The 15,584-nt window shown below is 61.9% G+C and carries 16 protein-coding genes; 4 read left to right on the top strand and 12 right to left on the bottom strand.

All coding sequences use genetic code 11. The features are described 5' to 3' along the window. The first annotated feature begins 1 nt into the window (after window position 1). Window positions 2-502, top strand: a complete 501-nt coding sequence (locus HHL08_RS18410) for a hypothetical protein (protein ID WP_169574499.1) — start codon at window positions 2-4, stop codon at window positions 500-502. 9 nt (window positions 503-511) lie between these two features. After that, complete coding sequence (locus tag HHL08_RS18405) at window positions 512-3,283, top strand: DEAD/DEAH box helicase (RefSeq protein WP_169574498.1); 2,772 nt, start codon at window positions 512-514, stop codon at window positions 3,281-3,283. Window positions 3,284-3,375: 92 nt separating this feature from the next. Here HHL08_RS18405 and HHL08_RS18400 read toward each other — a convergent pair whose 3' ends face one another. Beyond that, window positions 3,376-4,128 carry an NYN domain-containing protein gene (locus HHL08_RS18400; RefSeq protein WP_169574497.1) on the bottom strand — a complete coding sequence of 251 codons (753 nt, stop codon included), beginning with the start codon at window positions 4,126-4,128 and terminating at the stop codon, window positions 3,376-3,378. A gap of 206 nt (window positions 4,129-4,334) precedes the next feature. Between HHL08_RS18400 and HHL08_RS18395 the strand changes: the two genes are divergently transcribed. Beyond that, on the top strand, window positions 4,335-5,231 hold the full coding sequence (locus tag HHL08_RS18395; RefSeq protein ID WP_169574496.1) for a LysR family transcriptional regulator: 897 nt from the start codon (window positions 4,335-4,337) through the stop codon (window positions 5,229-5,231). On the opposite strand, the gene HHL08_RS18390 is transcribed toward HHL08_RS18395, so the two are convergent. Genes HHL08_RS18390 through trbB form a run of 11 tightly spaced genes read right to left on the bottom strand, consistent with a single transcriptional unit; the run spans window position 5,219 to window position 14,619 of the window. Then, window positions 5,219-5,446 carry a DUF2274 domain-containing protein gene (locus HHL08_RS18390; protein ID WP_066283704.1) on the bottom strand — a complete coding sequence of 76 codons (228 nt, stop codon included), beginning with the start codon at window positions 5,444-5,446 and terminating at the stop codon, window positions 5,219-5,221. The two genes, HHL08_RS18395 and HHL08_RS18390, sit on opposite strands and share 13 nt — an antisense overlap. Then, window positions 5,443-6,768, bottom strand: coding sequence for a TrbI/VirB10 family protein (locus tag HHL08_RS18385; protein WP_169574495.1), 1,326 nt, complete (start codon window positions 6,766-6,768; stop codon window positions 5,443-5,445). The genes HHL08_RS18390 and HHL08_RS18385 overlap by 4 nt, the downstream gene beginning before the upstream one ends. Further along, window positions 6,765-7,682 (bottom strand): P-type conjugative transfer protein TrbG, encoded by a 918-nt coding sequence (gene trbG / locus HHL08_RS18380; protein ID WP_169574494.1) that lies wholly within the window; start codon window positions 7,680-7,682, stop codon window positions 6,765-6,767. Before trbG ends, HHL08_RS18385 begins: the two co-directional genes overlap by 4 nt. Continuing rightward, window positions 7,679-8,362 carry a conjugal transfer protein TrbF gene (trbF, locus tag HHL08_RS18375; RefSeq protein WP_054109445.1) on the bottom strand — a complete coding sequence of 228 codons (684 nt, stop codon included), beginning with the start codon at window positions 8,360-8,362 and terminating at the stop codon, window positions 7,679-7,681. Before trbF ends, trbG begins: the two co-directional genes overlap by 4 nt. 21 nt (window positions 8,363-8,383) lie before the next feature. Beyond that, window positions 8,384-9,664 carry a P-type conjugative transfer protein TrbL gene (trbL, locus tag HHL08_RS18370; protein ID WP_169574493.1) on the bottom strand — a complete coding sequence of 427 codons (1,281 nt, stop codon included), beginning with the start codon at window positions 9,662-9,664 and terminating at the stop codon, window positions 8,384-8,386. Then, on the bottom strand, window positions 9,661-9,915 hold the full coding sequence (gene trbK-alt / locus HHL08_RS18365) for a putative entry exclusion protein TrbK-alt (RefSeq protein WP_169574492.1): 255 nt from the start codon (window positions 9,913-9,915) through the stop codon (window positions 9,661-9,663). The genes trbL and trbK-alt overlap by 4 nt, the downstream gene beginning before the upstream one ends. Before the next feature lies 1 nt (window position 9,916). Further along, window positions 9,917-10,636, bottom strand: coding sequence for a P-type conjugative transfer protein TrbJ (gene trbJ / locus HHL08_RS18360; protein ID WP_006964039.1), 720 nt, complete (start codon window positions 10,634-10,636; stop codon window positions 9,917-9,919). Beyond that, window positions 10,633-13,089 (bottom strand): conjugal transfer protein TrbE, encoded by a 2,457-nt coding sequence (gene trbE / locus HHL08_RS18355; RefSeq protein WP_169574491.1) that lies wholly within the window; start codon window positions 13,087-13,089, stop codon window positions 10,633-10,635. The genes trbJ and trbE overlap by 4 nt, the downstream gene beginning before the upstream one ends. Then, window positions 13,086-13,355: a VirB3 family type IV secretion system protein gene (locus HHL08_RS18350; protein ID WP_169574490.1), complete on the bottom strand. Its 270-nt coding sequence runs from the start codon at window positions 13,353-13,355 to the stop codon at window positions 13,086-13,088. Before HHL08_RS18350 ends, trbE begins: the two co-directional genes overlap by 4 nt. After that, window positions 13,355-13,687, bottom strand: a complete 333-nt coding sequence (locus tag HHL08_RS18345) for a TrbC/VirB2 family protein (protein WP_169574489.1) — start codon at window positions 13,685-13,687, stop codon at window positions 13,355-13,357. The genes HHL08_RS18350 and HHL08_RS18345 overlap by 1 nt, the downstream gene beginning before the upstream one ends. Further along, a complete protein-coding gene (trbB, locus tag HHL08_RS18340) occupies window positions 13,684-14,619 on the bottom strand; it encodes a P-type conjugative transfer ATPase TrbB (protein ID WP_408021792.1) in 936 nt (311 codons plus the stop codon). Before trbB ends, HHL08_RS18345 begins: the two co-directional genes overlap by 4 nt. A gap of 284 nt (window positions 14,620-14,903) precedes the next feature. On the opposite strand from trbB, the gene HHL08_RS18335 reads away from it, so the two are divergent. Then, entirely contained in the window at window positions 14,904-15,458 is a 555-nt protein-coding gene (locus HHL08_RS18335) for an HD domain-containing protein (protein ID WP_169574487.1), read from the top strand. Window positions 15,459-15,584: the final 126 nt, after the last annotated feature.

The following is a 15,584-nucleotide window of genomic DNA, read 5'->3' as shown; positions in this document are numbered from 1 at the left end:
CATGAAGCGATTGCTGGACAGCGTTTGGCAGCGCCGAGGCGTAAGCTGGATTTGGGATGATGAAGCGCTCTACACCGTGGCGCGCCCATCCGAAGTTCTTAGTCTGCGGGAGCTGCTGCAAGCCGGAAGGAACTGGCCAGATGACCTGCCGAGCAACAATGGCAATACCCTCGTTGTCGCCGGTCTAGACGCTTGCATCGATCTCTTGTCTCCAACCGATGCGGAGACATGGCTGGGGGACGACCTCAAGGCGGCGGTGCTGTCGTTTCAGGACGCCTATTCCGGCGAAGCGGCCTTGGTCTTCTGGCTACCATCGGGCCAGCGTCGCTTTCACACCGACATGGCCACAGACGCCGTTCGCTGGCGTTGCGCCGCGCCGCACAGTGATCAGCAGGTCGAGTTCGGGAGACTCATCTGGGGAGAGGCCCGGGACTACCCGCAGGAAATCATTCTTGCCGATGGGGCCAAGCCGTCTGGCTTGTTCCACCTTCGGATCACCTGAGGCGGTCGCATGACAGACCAGCCTCAGTTCGCTCCCGGCGAGAGGATTGCCCACGCCGAGTTCGGCGCCGGCGTCGTCCTAGATGCGCCCCGGGAAGGCTACCTTCGGGCGTTCTTCAGCGTCGGTGAGCGGCGTGTACCCGTTGCCACCATCCAGGGAGAGGCGTCTCGCACCGAGCGGATTCTTCGGTCGGTTGAAGGCACTGATGATCGCGCGCGCAAGGCTTGGCTCTCTTACGAGGCTCATGTCTTGCCGCTGATGGAAAGCGCATCGGCGCTGACGTCTGCTCGCATCGACCTTTTGCCGCACCAGGTGGTCCTCACACATCGTATTGCGACGGCTTCACCCCGCAGGTTTCTAATCGCTGACGAGGTGGGTCTGGGCAAAACGATCGAGACCGCGCTCGTCCTGAGAGAGCTGGCTAGCCGCGGAGAGCTCAACCGCGCGCTCATGGTGGTGCCGGCAGGGCTGGTGAACAATTGGCATCGTGAGCTCAACGATATCTTCAATCTCGATTTTGAAGTTTTCGGGTCTGAAGGCGACATCACAGACCGCAAGACCAACGCATTTGCCAAGCACGATCTGCTGATTGCCAGCATCGACACGCTGAAGCGCCCGAACCGGATAAAGCGCCTTTTGGATGCCCCACGTTGGGATCTGGTGGTGTTCGACGAGGCTCACCACCTGACCGCCTATAGAACGGGCGGGAAGGTCAGAAAGACCGAGAATTACAAACTGGCGGAGGCTCTTAAGGGCCATACCCGTGATCTCCTTCTCCTGTCCGCGACTCCGCATCAGGGCAACCACTTTCAATTTTGGATGCTGATCCAGCTGCTCAATCCGACCCTGTTTAACGGACCAGAGGAGATGGTCGAGCATAGGCATAGACTGAATACAGTCATGTACCGCCGGACCAAGGCAGACGCCTGCAAGCCAGACGGTGAGCCGCTGTTCGCCAGGCGTTGGGTCCACACCGAGTCCTTCCTCATGCAGGAAGAAGAGCGCCGCTTTTACGAGAAGCTGCGTGAGTACCTTGAGGACGGTTTCGATCTGGCCAAGCGCAAGGGAAGCCAGGGGCGAGCCCTGGGCTTCCTGATGGCGATTTTCCAGAAGATCGCCGCTTCGAGCTTCGCCGCCGTCCGTCGGACCCTGAAGCGGCGGTTGCTGATGCTGACGCTCAAGGAAGCCCTTCTCCGCGACCGCGAGCTCGATATCGAGGGTCGCGAGCGCCTGTACGATGAAGCGCGTGAGCTGATCCATCTTGAGTGGAACCTCGGTCGCGATCCGATTGGGCGGAGCGAGGTCGATCGGGTGATGGCCGACCTCAAGTACCGGCTTGCCAGAAAGCTCGACGACGACGCCCTAGAAATGGCCTCAGACCCTTACGGCAGCGAGTTCGCCGCGTCACACGTCGAGGATATCGCCTCGTCCGTCGTGGACCTTCATCTGCCCGAGGAGCGGCTGCGCATCGGCGACCTGCTCGAAGCGTTCCCGCAGCCACGCGAGACCAAGGTCCAGAAGCTGCTGGATGGTTTGGGAACGCTTTGGCGTCAAAATCCTAGCGAGAAAGTCGTCATCTTTGCGACCTATCTCGGCACTGTCGATCTGATCGCCCATGAGATTGAGCAGGTTTATCCTGGCCAAGGCGTTGTCGTGCTGCGCGGTGGGGATCACGGCGCCAAGACAGCCGCGGAGCGCCGCTTCCGGATGAAAGATGGACCCAGGGTTCTGGTCTGCACCGCAGCTGGACGTGAAGGGATCAATCTCCAGTTTGCCCGTATCCTGTTCAATTTTGATCTGCCCTGGAACCCGATGGATATGGAGCAGCGGATCGGGCGCATCCATCGCTACGGCCAGGCACATACTGCGCAGGTCTATAATCTCGTTCTTTCCGACACAATTGAGGGGCGGATATTTCTGCTCTTGGATGACAAGCTCACCGAGATCGCCCGGACACTGGGCAAGGTTGACGATCAGGGCAATGTCGCTGAGGATCTCCGGGCGCAGATTTTGGGCCAGCTTTCCGAACGGTTGAACTACGATCGCGTCTATCAGGAGGCGCTGTCTGACCCCACCCTGCAACGAACCACAGTAGAACTCGAGGCCGCGCTATCCAATGCCAGAGAGGCTCGGGAGGTCGTGTTTGATCTGTTCCAGGACCTCGATGGATTCAGCCTCGACGAGTATCAGCCATTTTCAGACGTCTCGACTGGCATGGAGCGGATCGTCCAGTTCATGTCATCCTCTCTTCCTGACCGACACCAGCGGCTCGCAAAGGTGGATGATCAGACTTACGATCTGACGGTCGTTGATGGGTCGCGCAAGGTGCGTTTCACGCTCGATCGCGATGTCGCCACGAGCCAGGAACGCATCGAATTACTCGGCTTGGACCACCCTTTGGTTCAGGAAGAACTAGGTCGCTGGAGAGGGCTGGCGCCAGACCAACTGGGCCTTTCCGTATCCAGCGATGACATCAGCCCCACACTACTGTCGTTCTGGATTGTTGAGTCCGCAGTCGCGAATGGTGAGCGGCGGACCACAATCCAGACAATTGCGGTGCAGCCGGACGGCACCCGGATGCCTGCGATCGAAAGGCAGTCGACCCAGTATCTGAACGCACCGGTCGCCAAACCCTTCCTGACGGCCGAGGAAAGGCTCGAGCTGTTCAGGAATGTGGTTGAGCCAACTCTGCAACGCGAGCTCAAACACAAGGGGCTGGCGACTGGTGATGGAAGCTATTCTGCCGAGCTAATTGGGTACGTGGAAATTTCGGGCAGATAGAACGCGAGGGTTTCCCACCTGTAGAGTTGGCCCGCCCGTTAGATGGTCCAAACCACGAAAATGAAATGGGGGACGGTATTGCGCCGTCGAATCTATTTTTTGCCCTTGGCGTTGACGCTTTTTAGCCGGATTTGGACATGCCCTGACTCCGTCCTCCGAGATTCGAAGGCACCCGCCTTGTCGACGAGATCGCTGAGCTTGGCCTGACCATAGGTGCGCGGATCGAAATCCGAGGCAAGTTCGGCAAGACGCTGACCCACTCGGCCCAAGGGAACCCAGCCACCGTCATCGTCCAGCTGCGCAATGGCCTTGCGAATAAGCGGGGCGGCCCCGCTTGGGGCTTGTTTGGCTGCCGCAGGACGCAGATCGGCGCGTTCGGGCTCTTCCGAGGTCGGCGCCTCCGGCAGAAGATTTTCCGTGTAGATGAAGCGTCGACAAGCCTGGCGGAAGCTCTCGGGGGTTTTCTGCTCGCCGAAGCCATATACATCGATGCCTTGCTCGCGGATGCGGGCAGCGAGCCCGGTAAAATCACTGTCAGACGATACCAGGCAGAAGGCGTCGAAGCGCCCGGTATGCAACAGGTCCATGGCGTCGATCACGAGCGCAATGTCAGACGCATTCTTGCCGGTGGTGTAGGCGAAATTCTGCTGCGCCCGGATTGCGTGGGGTGAAAGCACCTCTGCCCAGGATTTGAGGCGGGTTCCGGAAAAGTCGCCATAAATCCGGCGCACACTGGCTTCACCGATCTTGGCGATCTCTTCGAACAGACGGGTAGCGATACGGGAGGAGGCATTGTCAGCGTCGATGAGGACAGCAAGACGCGGAGCACGGGGTTCATTCGACATGTCGAATCCTTAACACGCCGCCGTTAAGATTTGTCTCCAAAATAGATCAAACAGATTTGAAGTTAAATTCCGACATCCGCCTGACTGGGCAAGTAAATTTACGGATCGAGATCTGACGTCGATCCAATACCGCGAATTTATATTGCGATTTCAGTCTGATTGCGCCTCAATGCCGGCAAGAAAGAGAATAGGGGAGCGATAGCAGCATGACGATCGAGGTTCGGCAACTCCGCTACGCCGTTCTGACCGCAGACACCCGTAGCTTTTCCCGTGCTGCCACGGCGCTCAACATGAAGCAGGCAACGCTGAGCCTGCGGGTTACGCAACTTGAGGACAAACTCGGCATCAAGTTGTTTACGCGCTCGACGCGGGGAGCTGAGCCGACCGAGATGGGCCAGGTCTTTCTGGAGTCTGCGCGGCGCATCATCACCGACATCGACAATCTGCAGACCACTGCGCGAGCGGTCAGCTACGGTGAACAAGGACGTCTCGCCGTCGGTTACAGCTCCTCGCTGATGGCAGGCAATCTGAAGCAGACCTTCTCCGAGTATCTGACCCGATTTCCTGACGTTCAATTCGATGGCGAGGAAGCCGCCCCTGAAAAGCTGCTGAATGCCCTGCAATCGCGAACCATCGATGTCGCGGTGGCACCGGCCGGGATGGAAGAGAGCGGCATTCTGGCGCGCTCGGTCTGGTCTGACAGGCTGATGGTCGCTTTGCAGTCGGGCCATCGGCTTCTTGAAAATGACCGGATCTACTGGAGCGATCTTCGCCGCGAGGTTTTCGTGGTGCCGGGCGGCGGCATTGGTCCGACTTTGGCCAATCTGCTTGCTGCGCGGCTGACCGGACAGGGTGGGCGGCCGAACATCATCGTGCAGAATACCAGCCTCGAAAGCGTGCTGAGCATTGTGTCGGTCGGCCGCTTCATATCCATCGCAACCGAAGCCTCGCAGGGCGTGATATGGCCGGATCTCCATTTCCGCGATATCCACGATCAGAACGGCACGACACGCCTCGAATTTTCCGTTTATTGGCGCGAAGACAATGACAATCCGGCGCTGCAACGCTTCTTTACCCTGATCAACGAGCGTTACCCGGTCTGAGGTGTCTTCCGCGCTTTGGCAAAAGCCCGATCAGTTGCGATAAACCGCTCAAGCATGGGCGGAATAAGCCGCTCGGTGGTCGGCGCACCTTTGGCATCCCCGCCGTTTACGGCGAGCGCATAAGCCACCAGATCACGGTGAAGTCGGGCAGAGAGCTCCAAGGTCAGCCGCACCGGTTTTTCGTCGGCGAGATCAGCCAGTTTGAGACGGGTCATCGCATTCCTCCTGCAGGCACCGGTTCGAGCACCAGATCGCGCGTCACGATGATGCGCAGCAAAAATCCGGGCCGCACGGTCAGGGTCGGAGGCACGTTCAATTGCCGCTGCACGACCTGCCTGCCAGTCTGGCTTATGGTGTCCTGCGTGCCGAAACGCAGCGCCCGAATGAGATCGCTATCACCGTTCGAGATGAGCTCTGTACCAGCGCCCAGCAATGTCGAAATGAGCGCGGCCTTGAGCATGTTGCCCCAATGATAGTTGGTCTGGTCTTCAAGGCCGGCCATACCGGCAGCATCAGCGCCGGGCAGGCGATCAAGCAGGATCGATTGACCGCCGGGAAGGATGAGGCGGTCCCACGCCAGCAGCACGCGGTTCTGTCCGGCGGCTACGTCGCTGTCATATTCACCGATCAGCCGTGAGCCTTGGGGGATCAGGAGGATCCGGCCGGTGGGGCTGTCATAGACGTTCTGCGTAACCTGCGCCGTGATCTGACCTGGAAGATCGGACCGGATGCCGGTTATGAGCGCTGCCGGTATCACGCTTCCGGCCTGCACAACGTAGGGCGATGCAAGGCGCATGATGCGCTCAGGGCTTTCTGTGCTGCGGTTGCCGCGCTGTCCGAGAAATGCGCGGCGGCTTGACGTGGCTGTTGGTGCCGACGGTTGAGCTGGATCCGCACCTGGTATCGAAGCTGATGGCGCTGGCCCTAGCGCGGTTGCAGATCGACTGTCGGTCGTTCCGGTCTCTCCGGCAAGAAACAGGCGACTGGTCCGGGCGCTGTCACGCTCCTGCGCCGCGCGCTCACGCGCTTGCTCGGCGGCGGCAATCCGCGGATCGGGCTGTCCTGCGGCCGGGGCGGTGCCAATGGGCGGGATCGGGAAATTTTGCCCGCGCTGCTGCGCGGCAACGATCGGGCCGCCGAGATCACCAGGCAGTGCAGGACCTAATTTTGGCACGTCGCCGTAGTTGGCAGGCGCACCGTTGACCGAGTCCGCGCGGTTGCGGCTGTTCGTGTCGTAGAGATTCTCGGCTGGCGCGTGGTTCTTGGGCTGAAGTGCGTAGATCAGCGAACCGCCAATCCCGACGCTGGCGATCACGCCAAGGATTGCCAATGCCTTGCGCGACAAGCGCATGACGCGCGGCGGTTCCCCGCCAAGGCGAAACCCGTCGGGGTTGGCCGGTGCAACCGGGCGCTCGTCGTCAGGCTCGTCGCCTTCGGCATCGACCTCAACGTCTGTTTCAACGTCAGTCTCGACGTCAGCCTCAACAATCCGGTTGGAGACCGGTCGCACGCCATCATCCTGCGGTCTCGTGTTCATGAGCGGCTCCGGCGGCGTGCGCGTTCACGCTCAATGCGAACCTGCTTGGCGCTGCCACCTGCGCCAAGCCGCAGTTCGGCACGCTCAAACAGCCGGTCGACAACCATGTAGCGGCCTTGCACCCGGTAGTTCACCAGCTCAGCTGCCTGGTCCGCGCCGATCACGAACAGCGGCGGCATATCGCCGCTCGCAATGTCGCCCGGAAACTCGATGAACACCTGCCGGCCATCATCGAACACCCGCACTGGTCGCCATCCGGGATGATCGCCCCCGATGCGGTAGCGAAAGTTCAGGCTTGAGAAGTCGATACCCGAGGCCACCGGTGCCGTGCGTTCACGCTCGGCCTCGGCAGTACGCAGGGCGATCAAGGCGTCCTGCGGATAGGTCCAGGAGACTGCGGCCATATAGGTCGAGTTCGTCGCACTGAGTTCGAGATGATAGGTGCGCCGATTGGTATTGATAATGAGGTTGGTGCGAATGTCGGCCCGCGTCGGCTTGACGAGGATGTGAACCCGGCGCGCTGCTCCGGCACCGCTCACCGTGTCGCCGATGATCCAGCGGACCGTATCGCCCGATGCGACCGGCCCCGGTCCAACGAGTTCTTCGCCTTCCTGGAGCATGATGTCGGTAATCTGCCCCGGTGCGGTGTAAATCTGGAACAGGGCTCCATCGGTATAGGCATATTGCTGGATGGCATTGAAATAGCTGGTGCGCTCCGGTTCCACCCGCGCTGCGGCGTTGGCTCTACCAACACGGGTGCGCGGGTCGGCAGGCTCAACGGTCTGCGCCGATGTAGCAGGAATTGGATGGGGCTGAGCGCGCTGTTCGCGCGCCATGGCTTGGGCAGGTATGCAGATCAGTGTTACCGCTGAGAGCATAATCGATGTGCGCAGGGCGCGCGTCGGGCGGATCATTGGCTAAGCTCCTTTGACCAGTTGATGGCGTTGATGAACAGGCCGAGCGGATTCTTGCGCAGGGCATCGGGAGTGCGAGGTGGCTGCACGACGGTGGTCAGGATCGCTGACCACCGCGAAGTCTCGAGAAGGGCGCCATCCTGGTAACGCCGCTCGGTCCAGCCGACGCGAAAGCTGTCGTTCGACGCACGAACGACACTCGACACATCGACCGCGACCTGCACCTTGCCGACTTGGGCGAAGGGATCGTTGTTGCGCGCATAGTCGTTGAGCGCCTGCGCGCCGCGATCGGTGGTGAAGTCGTAAGCCCTGAGCCAGTCTTGCCGCAGCACGATCGGATCGGCGGGAATGGCGCGCACCTGTTCGATGAAGCGAGCAAGGTGGAACGCCATCTGCGGGTCGGTCGGGCGATAATCGACATCGGCAGGCGCGATGGCCTGTGCCTGGCCAAGCTTGTCGACCTCGACCACCCAGGGCGTGATCGTGCCGCGCGCCGATTGCCAGACGAGACCGCCTGCCAGCCCTCCCGAAAGCGCAAGGCAACCGAAGAAGGCGAGCCGCCAGTTTTTCGCCTGCACCCGTGCGGAACCGATGCGGTCGTCCCAGACCTGGGCGGCGCGTTGATAGGGCGTGACGGGCTCGGGACTGGTCCCGTAGCGGATAGAGGGGCGTCGAAACATGTAGGATCCTTTTCGGAAGTTTCAGCTTTTGTCGGAGATGTCGGGGCCAGAGCCGCCGCCGTGGCTGTCGCCGCCCTTGAGGGTATGCGAGGCCATGTTGGCGCCCTGCGTCATCGCCTGACGCCGCTTCATCGCGGTGGCCCATGCAGGAGGGCCATCGTCGGCACCGGTCGCTGCCGCATTGGCGGGCGTCCCGGCCTTGCCAGCGGCATAGTTCGCCTTGAGGCTATCCGCGGCGCGGCGAAGTGGTGACGCCGCGCTGCTTGCGGCTGATTTTGCGACATTGGCGAGACCCGAAGCAGCCGCAGCCCGTCCGGTTTTGCCAGCGGCTCCGGCTGCATAGGCACCCGACGCGCCGCCTGCCGCGCGAGCACCGCCCGTGGCCGCGCCCGCCATGGCCGAGCCGGCGGCACCTGCGGCGAGCTTGGCACCTGAGATGCCGCCCGCAATCGTTGCGCCAGCGGCGATCGCCGTACCTGCTGCCGCGCCTGCGCCAAGCTGCGGTCCGCCCGACACAATGCCGTTGGCGATGCTGGGACCGAAGATACCAAGGCCGAGCAAAGTCAGGGCCGCAAGCGCGATCGCCATGACTTGCTGGATGTCGGGTTCGACCCCGAGTCCGGCATTGATGAACTGCGTGAAGAGGGTCGTGCCAATGCCGGTGATGACGGCAAGCACGAGCACTTTGATGCCGGAGGAAATGATGTGGCCAAGGACGCGCTCGGCCATGAAGGCGGTGCGCCCGAAAAAGGCGAACGGCAGCAGCACAAAGCCGGCGAGCGTCACCAGTTTGAACTCGATGATGGTGACGAAGACCTGGATCGCCAGCACGAAGAAGGCGATGACGACGATCAGCCACGAGATCAGCAAGATCAGGATCTGCACGAAATTGGTGAATAGGCCCACCGGTCCGACAAGGTCGGCGGTGGCATCGAGCAGTGGCTGCCCGGCATCAAGACCGGTTGCGGCCACAACGCCGGGGCGCATGAAATCGCCGATGGCCATGCCGCTGCCACTGGCCTGCAGGCCAAGCCCGGCAAAGCTCTGGAGCATGATGCCAGCGAGGTTCGAGAAGTTGCCAATGATGAAGGCGAAAGTGCCGATGTAGAGCGTCTTCTTAATCAGGCGCTGCAGCACATCCTCATCGGTGCCCCAGGCCCAGAACAAGGCGGCTATAGTCACGTCGATGACAATGAGGGTGGTCGACAGGAAGCCGACCTCGCCGCCGAGCAAGCCGAAGCCGCTGTCGATATATTGGGTGAAGACCGTCAGAAACTGGTCGATGACGCCGGTATCATTCATGGCTGCTGGTCCCTTCCATGGAAAAATCGGCGGCGCTCAGCTTCCCAGACCGCATCGCATCCCGATTCCGGCATGGTGATCGTGCTGCAGCGCTTGAGTTCTGCGGCGTGAGGGTTCGGAGATCCTGTCTCGTCCGCGACATAGGTCGTTGTGTCGTGCCGAGCCGGCGGCCGCGTTGCCGAAACAACCGCGACCGCGATCAGCAATCCGCCAAAAGCGGCGGCTGCCGCCAGCTTGACCGACCGGCTCATGTCAGTTCCGGGTCCGGAAGCGGCGGAAACGCTCACGGCCCTCGGCCTCGGTCGCAGCATTGCGCGCGGCCTCGATCGACTGCGCGCGGCCCTGCGCCGCAATGGCGGCGGTCAGATCGGCCAGTTGCTGGGTTTGCAAAGCCAATAGCTGATTGCCGGCCTGTGCCGCTTGCAAAGCCCCGGTCGCTGATTGGCTAGCGCCGACCAGTGTCGTGATCGAGCTGCGGGTCGCACCCAGATTGCCGACGATCCCGGCCTGCACCTTCATGGCATCTTCGAAGGCGCCGACGCTGTCCTGCCAGCGCGCATTGGCGTTAGCGACCATCTGTGCCTGCCCGCCGGTCAGTGCAGCCCCCTTGTAACGGCCGTTGAACACCTGCTGCACGTCGGTCACGTCATAGGCGATGCGCTGGGCCTGGTTCAGCAACTGGCGGGTCTGGTCGACCTGTTGCTGCAGCGTCTGGATCGTCGAGACCGGCAGACTGGCAAGATTGCGGGCCTCGTTAATGAGGCTGGTCGCCTGATTCTGGATCTGCTGGATCTGGTTGTTGATCTGCTGCAGCGTCCGGGCGGCGGTCAGCACGTTCTGCGCGTAGTTGCTGGGGTCATAGACGATCCCGCCAAACTGGGCCTGCGCCGGCGCGGCGATCATGGTGCCTGAAACCAGCGAAGTGGCGATCGCCGTCGCCATGAGAGCGCGGCGGAGGACGGGTATTTTCATGGGCGGTTTTCCTTGTCCGTTAGTGCGGGCGGCGGGGGCGGAAGCAGCTCGGCCGCCCATTCGAGACTGCGGTTCTGGAGCCAGGCCGCTGCAAAGCCTTCGCGGCCATGGGCGGCGACAAGCTCGGCGATGCGGATCTGATCGGTTTTGGAAGAGGCGGCGCTGAAGGCGAGTGCGACGTCGCCGAGACCCAGCTCGAACAGCCGGTTGCCGCGCCGCGACTGGCAGTAATAGTCACGCTTCGGTGTTGCCCGGCTCAGGATTTCGATCTGGCGATCATTGAGGCCGAACCGCTCATAGACCCGTGCGATCTGCGGTTCGGCTGCGCGCTCGTTGGGCAGAAAGATGCGCGTCGGGCAGCTTTCGATGATGGCAGGCGCAATGGCCGACGTCTCGATGTCGGCAAGGCTCTGGGTCGCGAAGATGACGCTCGCATTCTTCTTGCGCAGCGTCTTCAGCCATTCGCGCAGCTGCGCGGCGAAGGCCGGGCTGTCGAGCACGAGCCAGCCTTCATCGATGATGATCATGGTCGGCGAGCCGTCGAGCCGCCCCTCGATCCGGTGGAACAGATAGGCTAGTACAGCGGCGGCCGATGACGCGCCGATCAGACCTTCGGTTTCGAAAGCCTGTACAGACGCCTCACCCAGACGTTCCTGTTCAGCATCGAGCAGCCGTCCCCATGGACCGCCAATGAGATACGGGGCGAGTGCCTGCTTCAATTCCTGAGATTGCAGCAGGACCGCGAGACCGGTGAGTGTGCGCTCGGCAGGTGGTGCGGAAGCAAGCGACGTCAGGGCCGACCAGAGATGCTCTTTGGCGGCAGGGTCAATCACCATGCCTTCGCCGGCCAGCATCGCCGCCAGCCATTCGGCGGCCCAGGCGCGTTCGCCGGCGTTGTCGATCCGTGCAAGCGGCTGCAGGGCGACGGCAGCGCTGTCGCCTTCCTCGGCATGCAGCGCGCCGCCGAGATCCTGCCAGTCGCCGCCCATGCCGAGCGCGGCAGCGCGGATCGATCCACCAAAATCGAAGGCGAAGATCTGGCTGCCTCTGTAGCGCCGGAACTGCAGTGCCATCAGCGCCAGCAGCACGGATTTGCCTGCGCCGGTCGGGCCGACGATCAGACTGTGTCCGACGTCGCCGACATGAAGGGAAAGGCGGAACGGGGTCGAGCCTTCGGTCTTGCCGTAAAGCAAGGGGGCGTCACCGAAATGCTCGTCCCGTTCCGCTCCCGCCCATACCGCTGACAGGGGGATCAGGTGGGCGAGATTGAGTGTGGAAATGGGCGGCTGCCGGACATTGGCGTAGACATGGCCGGGCAGCGATCCGAGCCATGCCTCGAGCGCATTCATGCCTTCGATCGTGCAGGTGAAGTCGCGGCCCTGGATGACCTTTTCGACCAGCCTGAGCTTCTCCGCCGCCAGCGCCGGGTCGCGGTCCCAGACCGTGACCGTCGCAGTGACATAAGCAATCCCAGCATGATCCGCGCCGAGTTCCTGCAGCGCCATGTCGGCATCAGCCGCCTTGTTCGAGGCGTCCGAATCCATCAGCACCGACTGCTCGTTGGTCATCACCTCCTTGAGGATGGCGGCGACCGATTTGCGCTTGGCGAACCATTGCCGCCGAATCTTCGAGAGCAACTTGGTGGCGTCGGTCTTGTCGAGCATGATTGCCCGTGTCGACCAGCGGTACGGGAAGGCCTGCCGGTTGAGCTCATCAAGCAGCCCGGGAAAGGTCGCCGTCGGAAAACCGGTGATCGTGAGCGTGCGCAAATGATGGGCGCCGAGCATGGGCTCGAGACCGCCGGTCAGCGGTTCATCGGCCAGCAGCGCGTCGAGATAGACCGGCGTTTCGGGCACGCGAACGCGCTGCTTCCTGGTCGATACCGTGCTGTGGAGATAGGTCAGCGTGGCGGCGTCATCGAGCCACGCTGCCTCGGGCATAAATCCCTCAACCAGATGCAACACGCGGTCGGTTCGATCGGCGAAGGATTTGACGAGTTCCTTGGGGTCGACCCCGGTCGACGCCTTGCCTTCGTAGAGCCAACCTTCTGCACGGGCGGCTTCCTCGGGCGGGGGCATCCACAGCAGCGTCAGATAATAGCCGCTTTCGAAATGCGCGCCTTCCTCACGAAACTGTTCGCGGCGCTCCCTGTCGACCAGTGCCGACACAGGATCGGGGAAGCGGGCTTGCGGATAGGCTTGCGCCGCGCTGCGTTGCGCTTCGACGAAAACTGCCCATCCCGAGCCCAGCCGCCGCAGGGCATTGTTGAGCCGGGAGGTGACGGCCACGAGTTCGGCGGGCGTGGCACTGTCGAGATCGGGTCCGCGAAAGCGCGCCGTGCGCTGAAGCGATCCGTCCTTGTTGAGCACCACGCCCGGCCCCACCAGTGCGACCCAGGGGAGGAAGTCTGCGAGACTGGCGGATTTGGTCCGATATTCCTGAAGCGACATCATGGCCGCACCCAGGTCGGATATTTGAGATGGCGGCGCGCGACATCGACAAACTGTGGGTCGCGGCGGGCAGCCCATACCGAAAGCACATGGCCGATTGCCCAGATGGCAAGGCCAGCGAGCCAGAGCCGCAAGCCGAGGCCAATCGCGCCCGCCAGCGTGCCATTGACGATGGCGAGTGCGCGCGGCGCACCGCCGAGCAGGATCGGCTCGGCTAGTGCGCGGTGGACCGGGGCATAGAAGCCGGGGGTGTCGTCTGCCGAGGTCATCAGATCACCGCTCCGCCGCCGAAGCTGAAGAAGCTGAGGAAGAAGCTCGATGCGGCAAAGGCGATGGAGAGGCCGAACACGATCTGGATCAGCCGGCGAAAGCCACCTGATGTATCGCCGAAGGCAAGGCTGAGGCCGGTGACGATGATGATGATCACCGCAACGATCTTGGCGACCGGCCCCTCGATGCTTTCGAGGATCGACTGCAACGGAGCTTCCCATGGCATCGACGAACCGCCGGCATGCGCCGGGGTGCCAGTGGCCACCATTACGAAGGCAGCGGTAGCAGCGAGCGCAACGCGATTGGTGCCGCGCCGGAGGGCATGGATCATAGGGAGTCTCCTTGGGTTTGGGTGGCTGGAATCAGGCGATAGTCACCGGTGACCGCGTCGAGCCCGTCGACGCGGGCCAGTTCGGCGAGACGCCGCCCGGTGCCATCGCGCACCAGCACGGCGATGAGGTTGATAGTCTCGGCGATCAGGGCGCGCGGGACGGTGACGACAGCTTCCTGGATCAGCTGCTCCATCCGCCGCAGGGCACCGATGGCGCTTCCGGCGTGGATCGTCCCGATCCCGCCGGGGTGGCCGGTGCCCCAGGCCTTGAGGAGATCAAGCGCCTCGGCGCCGCGCACTTCGCCAATGGGAATCCGGTCAGGGCGAAGTCGAAGGCTGGAGCGGACCAGATCAGAGAGTGAGGCCACGCCATCCTTGGTCCGCATCGCCACAAGGTTTGGCGCGCGGCATTGGAGCTCGCGGGTGTCTTCGATCAGAACGACCCGGTCGGTGGTCTTGGCGACCTCGGCGAGCAGGGCGTTCGTGAGCGTCGTTTTGCCGGTGCCAGTGCCCCCGGCGACAAGGATGTTCAGCCGCTGTGCAACGCCCGAACGAAGCCTGTCGGCTTCAGCTGCGCACATAATGCCTGCGCTGACATAGTCATCGAGCAGGAACACCGCGACGGCGGGCTTGCGGATGGCAAAGGTGGGAGCCGCCACCACCGGTGGCAGGAGGCCTTCGAACCGTTCTCCGCTTTCCGGCAGCTCCGCTGACACGCGCGGTGCATCGCCGTGAACTTCGGCACCCACATGATGGGCAACCAATCGGATGATGCGCTCACCATCGGCTGCAGTCAGGCGTTCACCGCTGTCGGACAGTCCGATGCCTAACCGGTCGACCCAGAGGCGTCCATCAGGATTGAGCATGATCTCAATGACCTGCGGGTCAGCCAGCCAGGTCGCGATCGATACGCCCATCGCCGTGCGCAGCATGCGTGCGCCGCGTGAACGTGCTTCAATTCGGACTGGCTCAGCGCCCATCGTATACCCCGCTTCAGGAGCGGGACAGGATCGTCCGGCTCGACGGGGACGAGTAAGGGACGCAGAAAAGGGGCTAGTTCAACAAGGATTTAGCGTCGTAGCAGTGAGGGATAGAAAAACAGGGAGTGGCGTAGATGGCCACGTTAGGGCTTTGAACCCTGCTAGATGGTGGGGCAGATATCGCCGCCAAATTATGTTGGCTCGACAAGACAGTCCAACTCACCCAGATTGATGGAATGAGCTCCACACAATCTCCGCTAGTATCAAAGGCGCTAGCATATGCGGCTGCGGCGCACGGAAGCATCGATCATGTACGCAAATACACCGGCGAGCCATACATCCATCACCCTATTGAGGTGATGGAAATCGTCAGTAGTGTTCCCCACACAGAGGATATGCTGGCGGCCGCGCTGTTACATGACACTATCGAGGATACGTCCGTCACGCCGGAAGACATCAATCGCGAGTTCGGCCCAACAATTGCTAAGCTGGTGATGGAACTGACAGATCAGTGCCACGAAGGCAATCGTGCGGCTCGCAAATCTGCGGAGGCTGTGCGGCTTTCTAGTGTTTCGCGTGATGCTCAGACAATCAAGCTGGCTGATTTTATAAGCAACACGCGCTCGATTCTTCGCCATGACCCTGGCTTTGCAAAAGTGTATCTCAGAGAGAAGGCACAGGTGCTGGCAGTGATGACATCAGGCGATGCGTCCCTCTATTCGTTGGCTACCAGCCTAACCGAATGCGCCGAAGCGACAGCCGAGTCGCTGCTCTCCTCCCGAGGAAATTGATAGTGCTGCGTGGCCGTCACGGATGATCCAGAACCATAAACCGGATGGCTGGCCACCATTGTTGCGATTCATGCAAAGCTTGGGATTCGGCAAATAATAGGCGGAGGGGCTAAGGTCCGTTGGGAA

It is taken from the genome of Sphingobium psychrophilum, assembly GCF_012927105.1.
GTDB lineage: Bacteria > Pseudomonadota > Alphaproteobacteria > Sphingomonadales > Sphingomonadaceae > Sphingobium > Sphingobium psychrophilum.
Note: the sequence above shows the minus strand (reverse complement) of the source record. Positions and strands in the feature narration are given on the sequence as shown.

What these genes read in the sequence shown, in the direction of transcription:
- HHL08_RS18410 (WP_169574499.1), top strand. Translation starts at nt 2, where the DNA reads ATGAAGCGATTGCTGGACAGCGTTTGGCAGCGCCGAGGCGTAAGCTGG.
- HHL08_RS18405 (WP_169574498.1), top strand. Translation starts at nt 512, where the DNA reads ATGACAGACCAGCCTCAGTTCGCTCCCGGCGAGAGGATTGCCCACGCC.
- HHL08_RS18400 (WP_169574497.1), bottom strand. Translation starts at nt 4,128, where the DNA reads ATGTCGAATGAACCCCGTGCTCCGCGTCTTGCTGTCCTCATCGACGCT.
- HHL08_RS18395 (WP_169574496.1), top strand. Translation starts at nt 4,335, where the DNA reads ATGACGATCGAGGTTCGGCAACTCCGCTACGCCGTTCTGACCGCAGAC.
- HHL08_RS18390 (WP_066283704.1), bottom strand. Translation starts at nt 5,446, where the DNA reads ATGACCCGTCTCAAACTGGCTGATCTCGCCGACGAAAAACCGGTGCGG.
- HHL08_RS18385 (WP_169574495.1), bottom strand. Translation starts at nt 6,768, where the DNA reads ATGAACACGAGACCGCAGGATGATGGCGTGCGACCGGTCTCCAACCGG.
- trbG (WP_169574494.1), bottom strand. Translation starts at nt 7,682, where the DNA reads ATGATCCGCCCGACGCGCGCCCTGCGCACATCGATTATGCTCTCAGCG.
- trbF (WP_054109445.1), bottom strand. Translation starts at nt 8,362, where the DNA reads ATGTTTCGACGCCCCTCTATCCGCTACGGGACCAGTCCCGAGCCCGTC.
- trbL (WP_169574493.1), bottom strand. Translation starts at nt 9,664, where the DNA reads ATGAATGATACCGGCGTCATCGACCAGTTTCTGACGGTCTTCACCCAA.
- trbK-alt (WP_169574492.1), bottom strand. Translation starts at nt 9,915, where the DNA reads ATGAGCCGGTCGGTCAAGCTGGCGGCAGCCGCCGCTTTTGGCGGATTG.
- trbJ (WP_006964039.1), bottom strand. Translation starts at nt 10,636, where the DNA reads ATGAAAATACCCGTCCTCCGCCGCGCTCTCATGGCGACGGCGATCGCC.
- trbE (WP_169574491.1), bottom strand. Translation starts at nt 13,089, where the DNA reads ATGATGTCGCTTCAGGAATATCGGACCAAATCCGCCAGTCTCGCAGAC.
- HHL08_RS18350 (WP_169574490.1), bottom strand. Translation starts at nt 13,355, where the DNA reads ATGACCTCGGCAGACGACACCCCCGGCTTCTATGCCCCGGTCCACCGC.
- HHL08_RS18345 (WP_169574489.1), bottom strand. Translation starts at nt 13,687, where the DNA reads ATGATCCATGCCCTCCGGCGCGGCACCAATCGCGTTGCGCTCGCTGCT.
- trbB (WP_408021792.1), bottom strand. Translation starts at nt 14,619, where the DNA reads ATGCTGCGCACGGCGATGGGCGTATCGATCGCGACCTGGCTGGCTGAC.
- HHL08_RS18335 (WP_169574487.1), top strand. Translation starts at nt 14,904, where the DNA reads ATGAGCTCCACACAATCTCCGCTAGTATCAAAGGCGCTAGCATATGCG.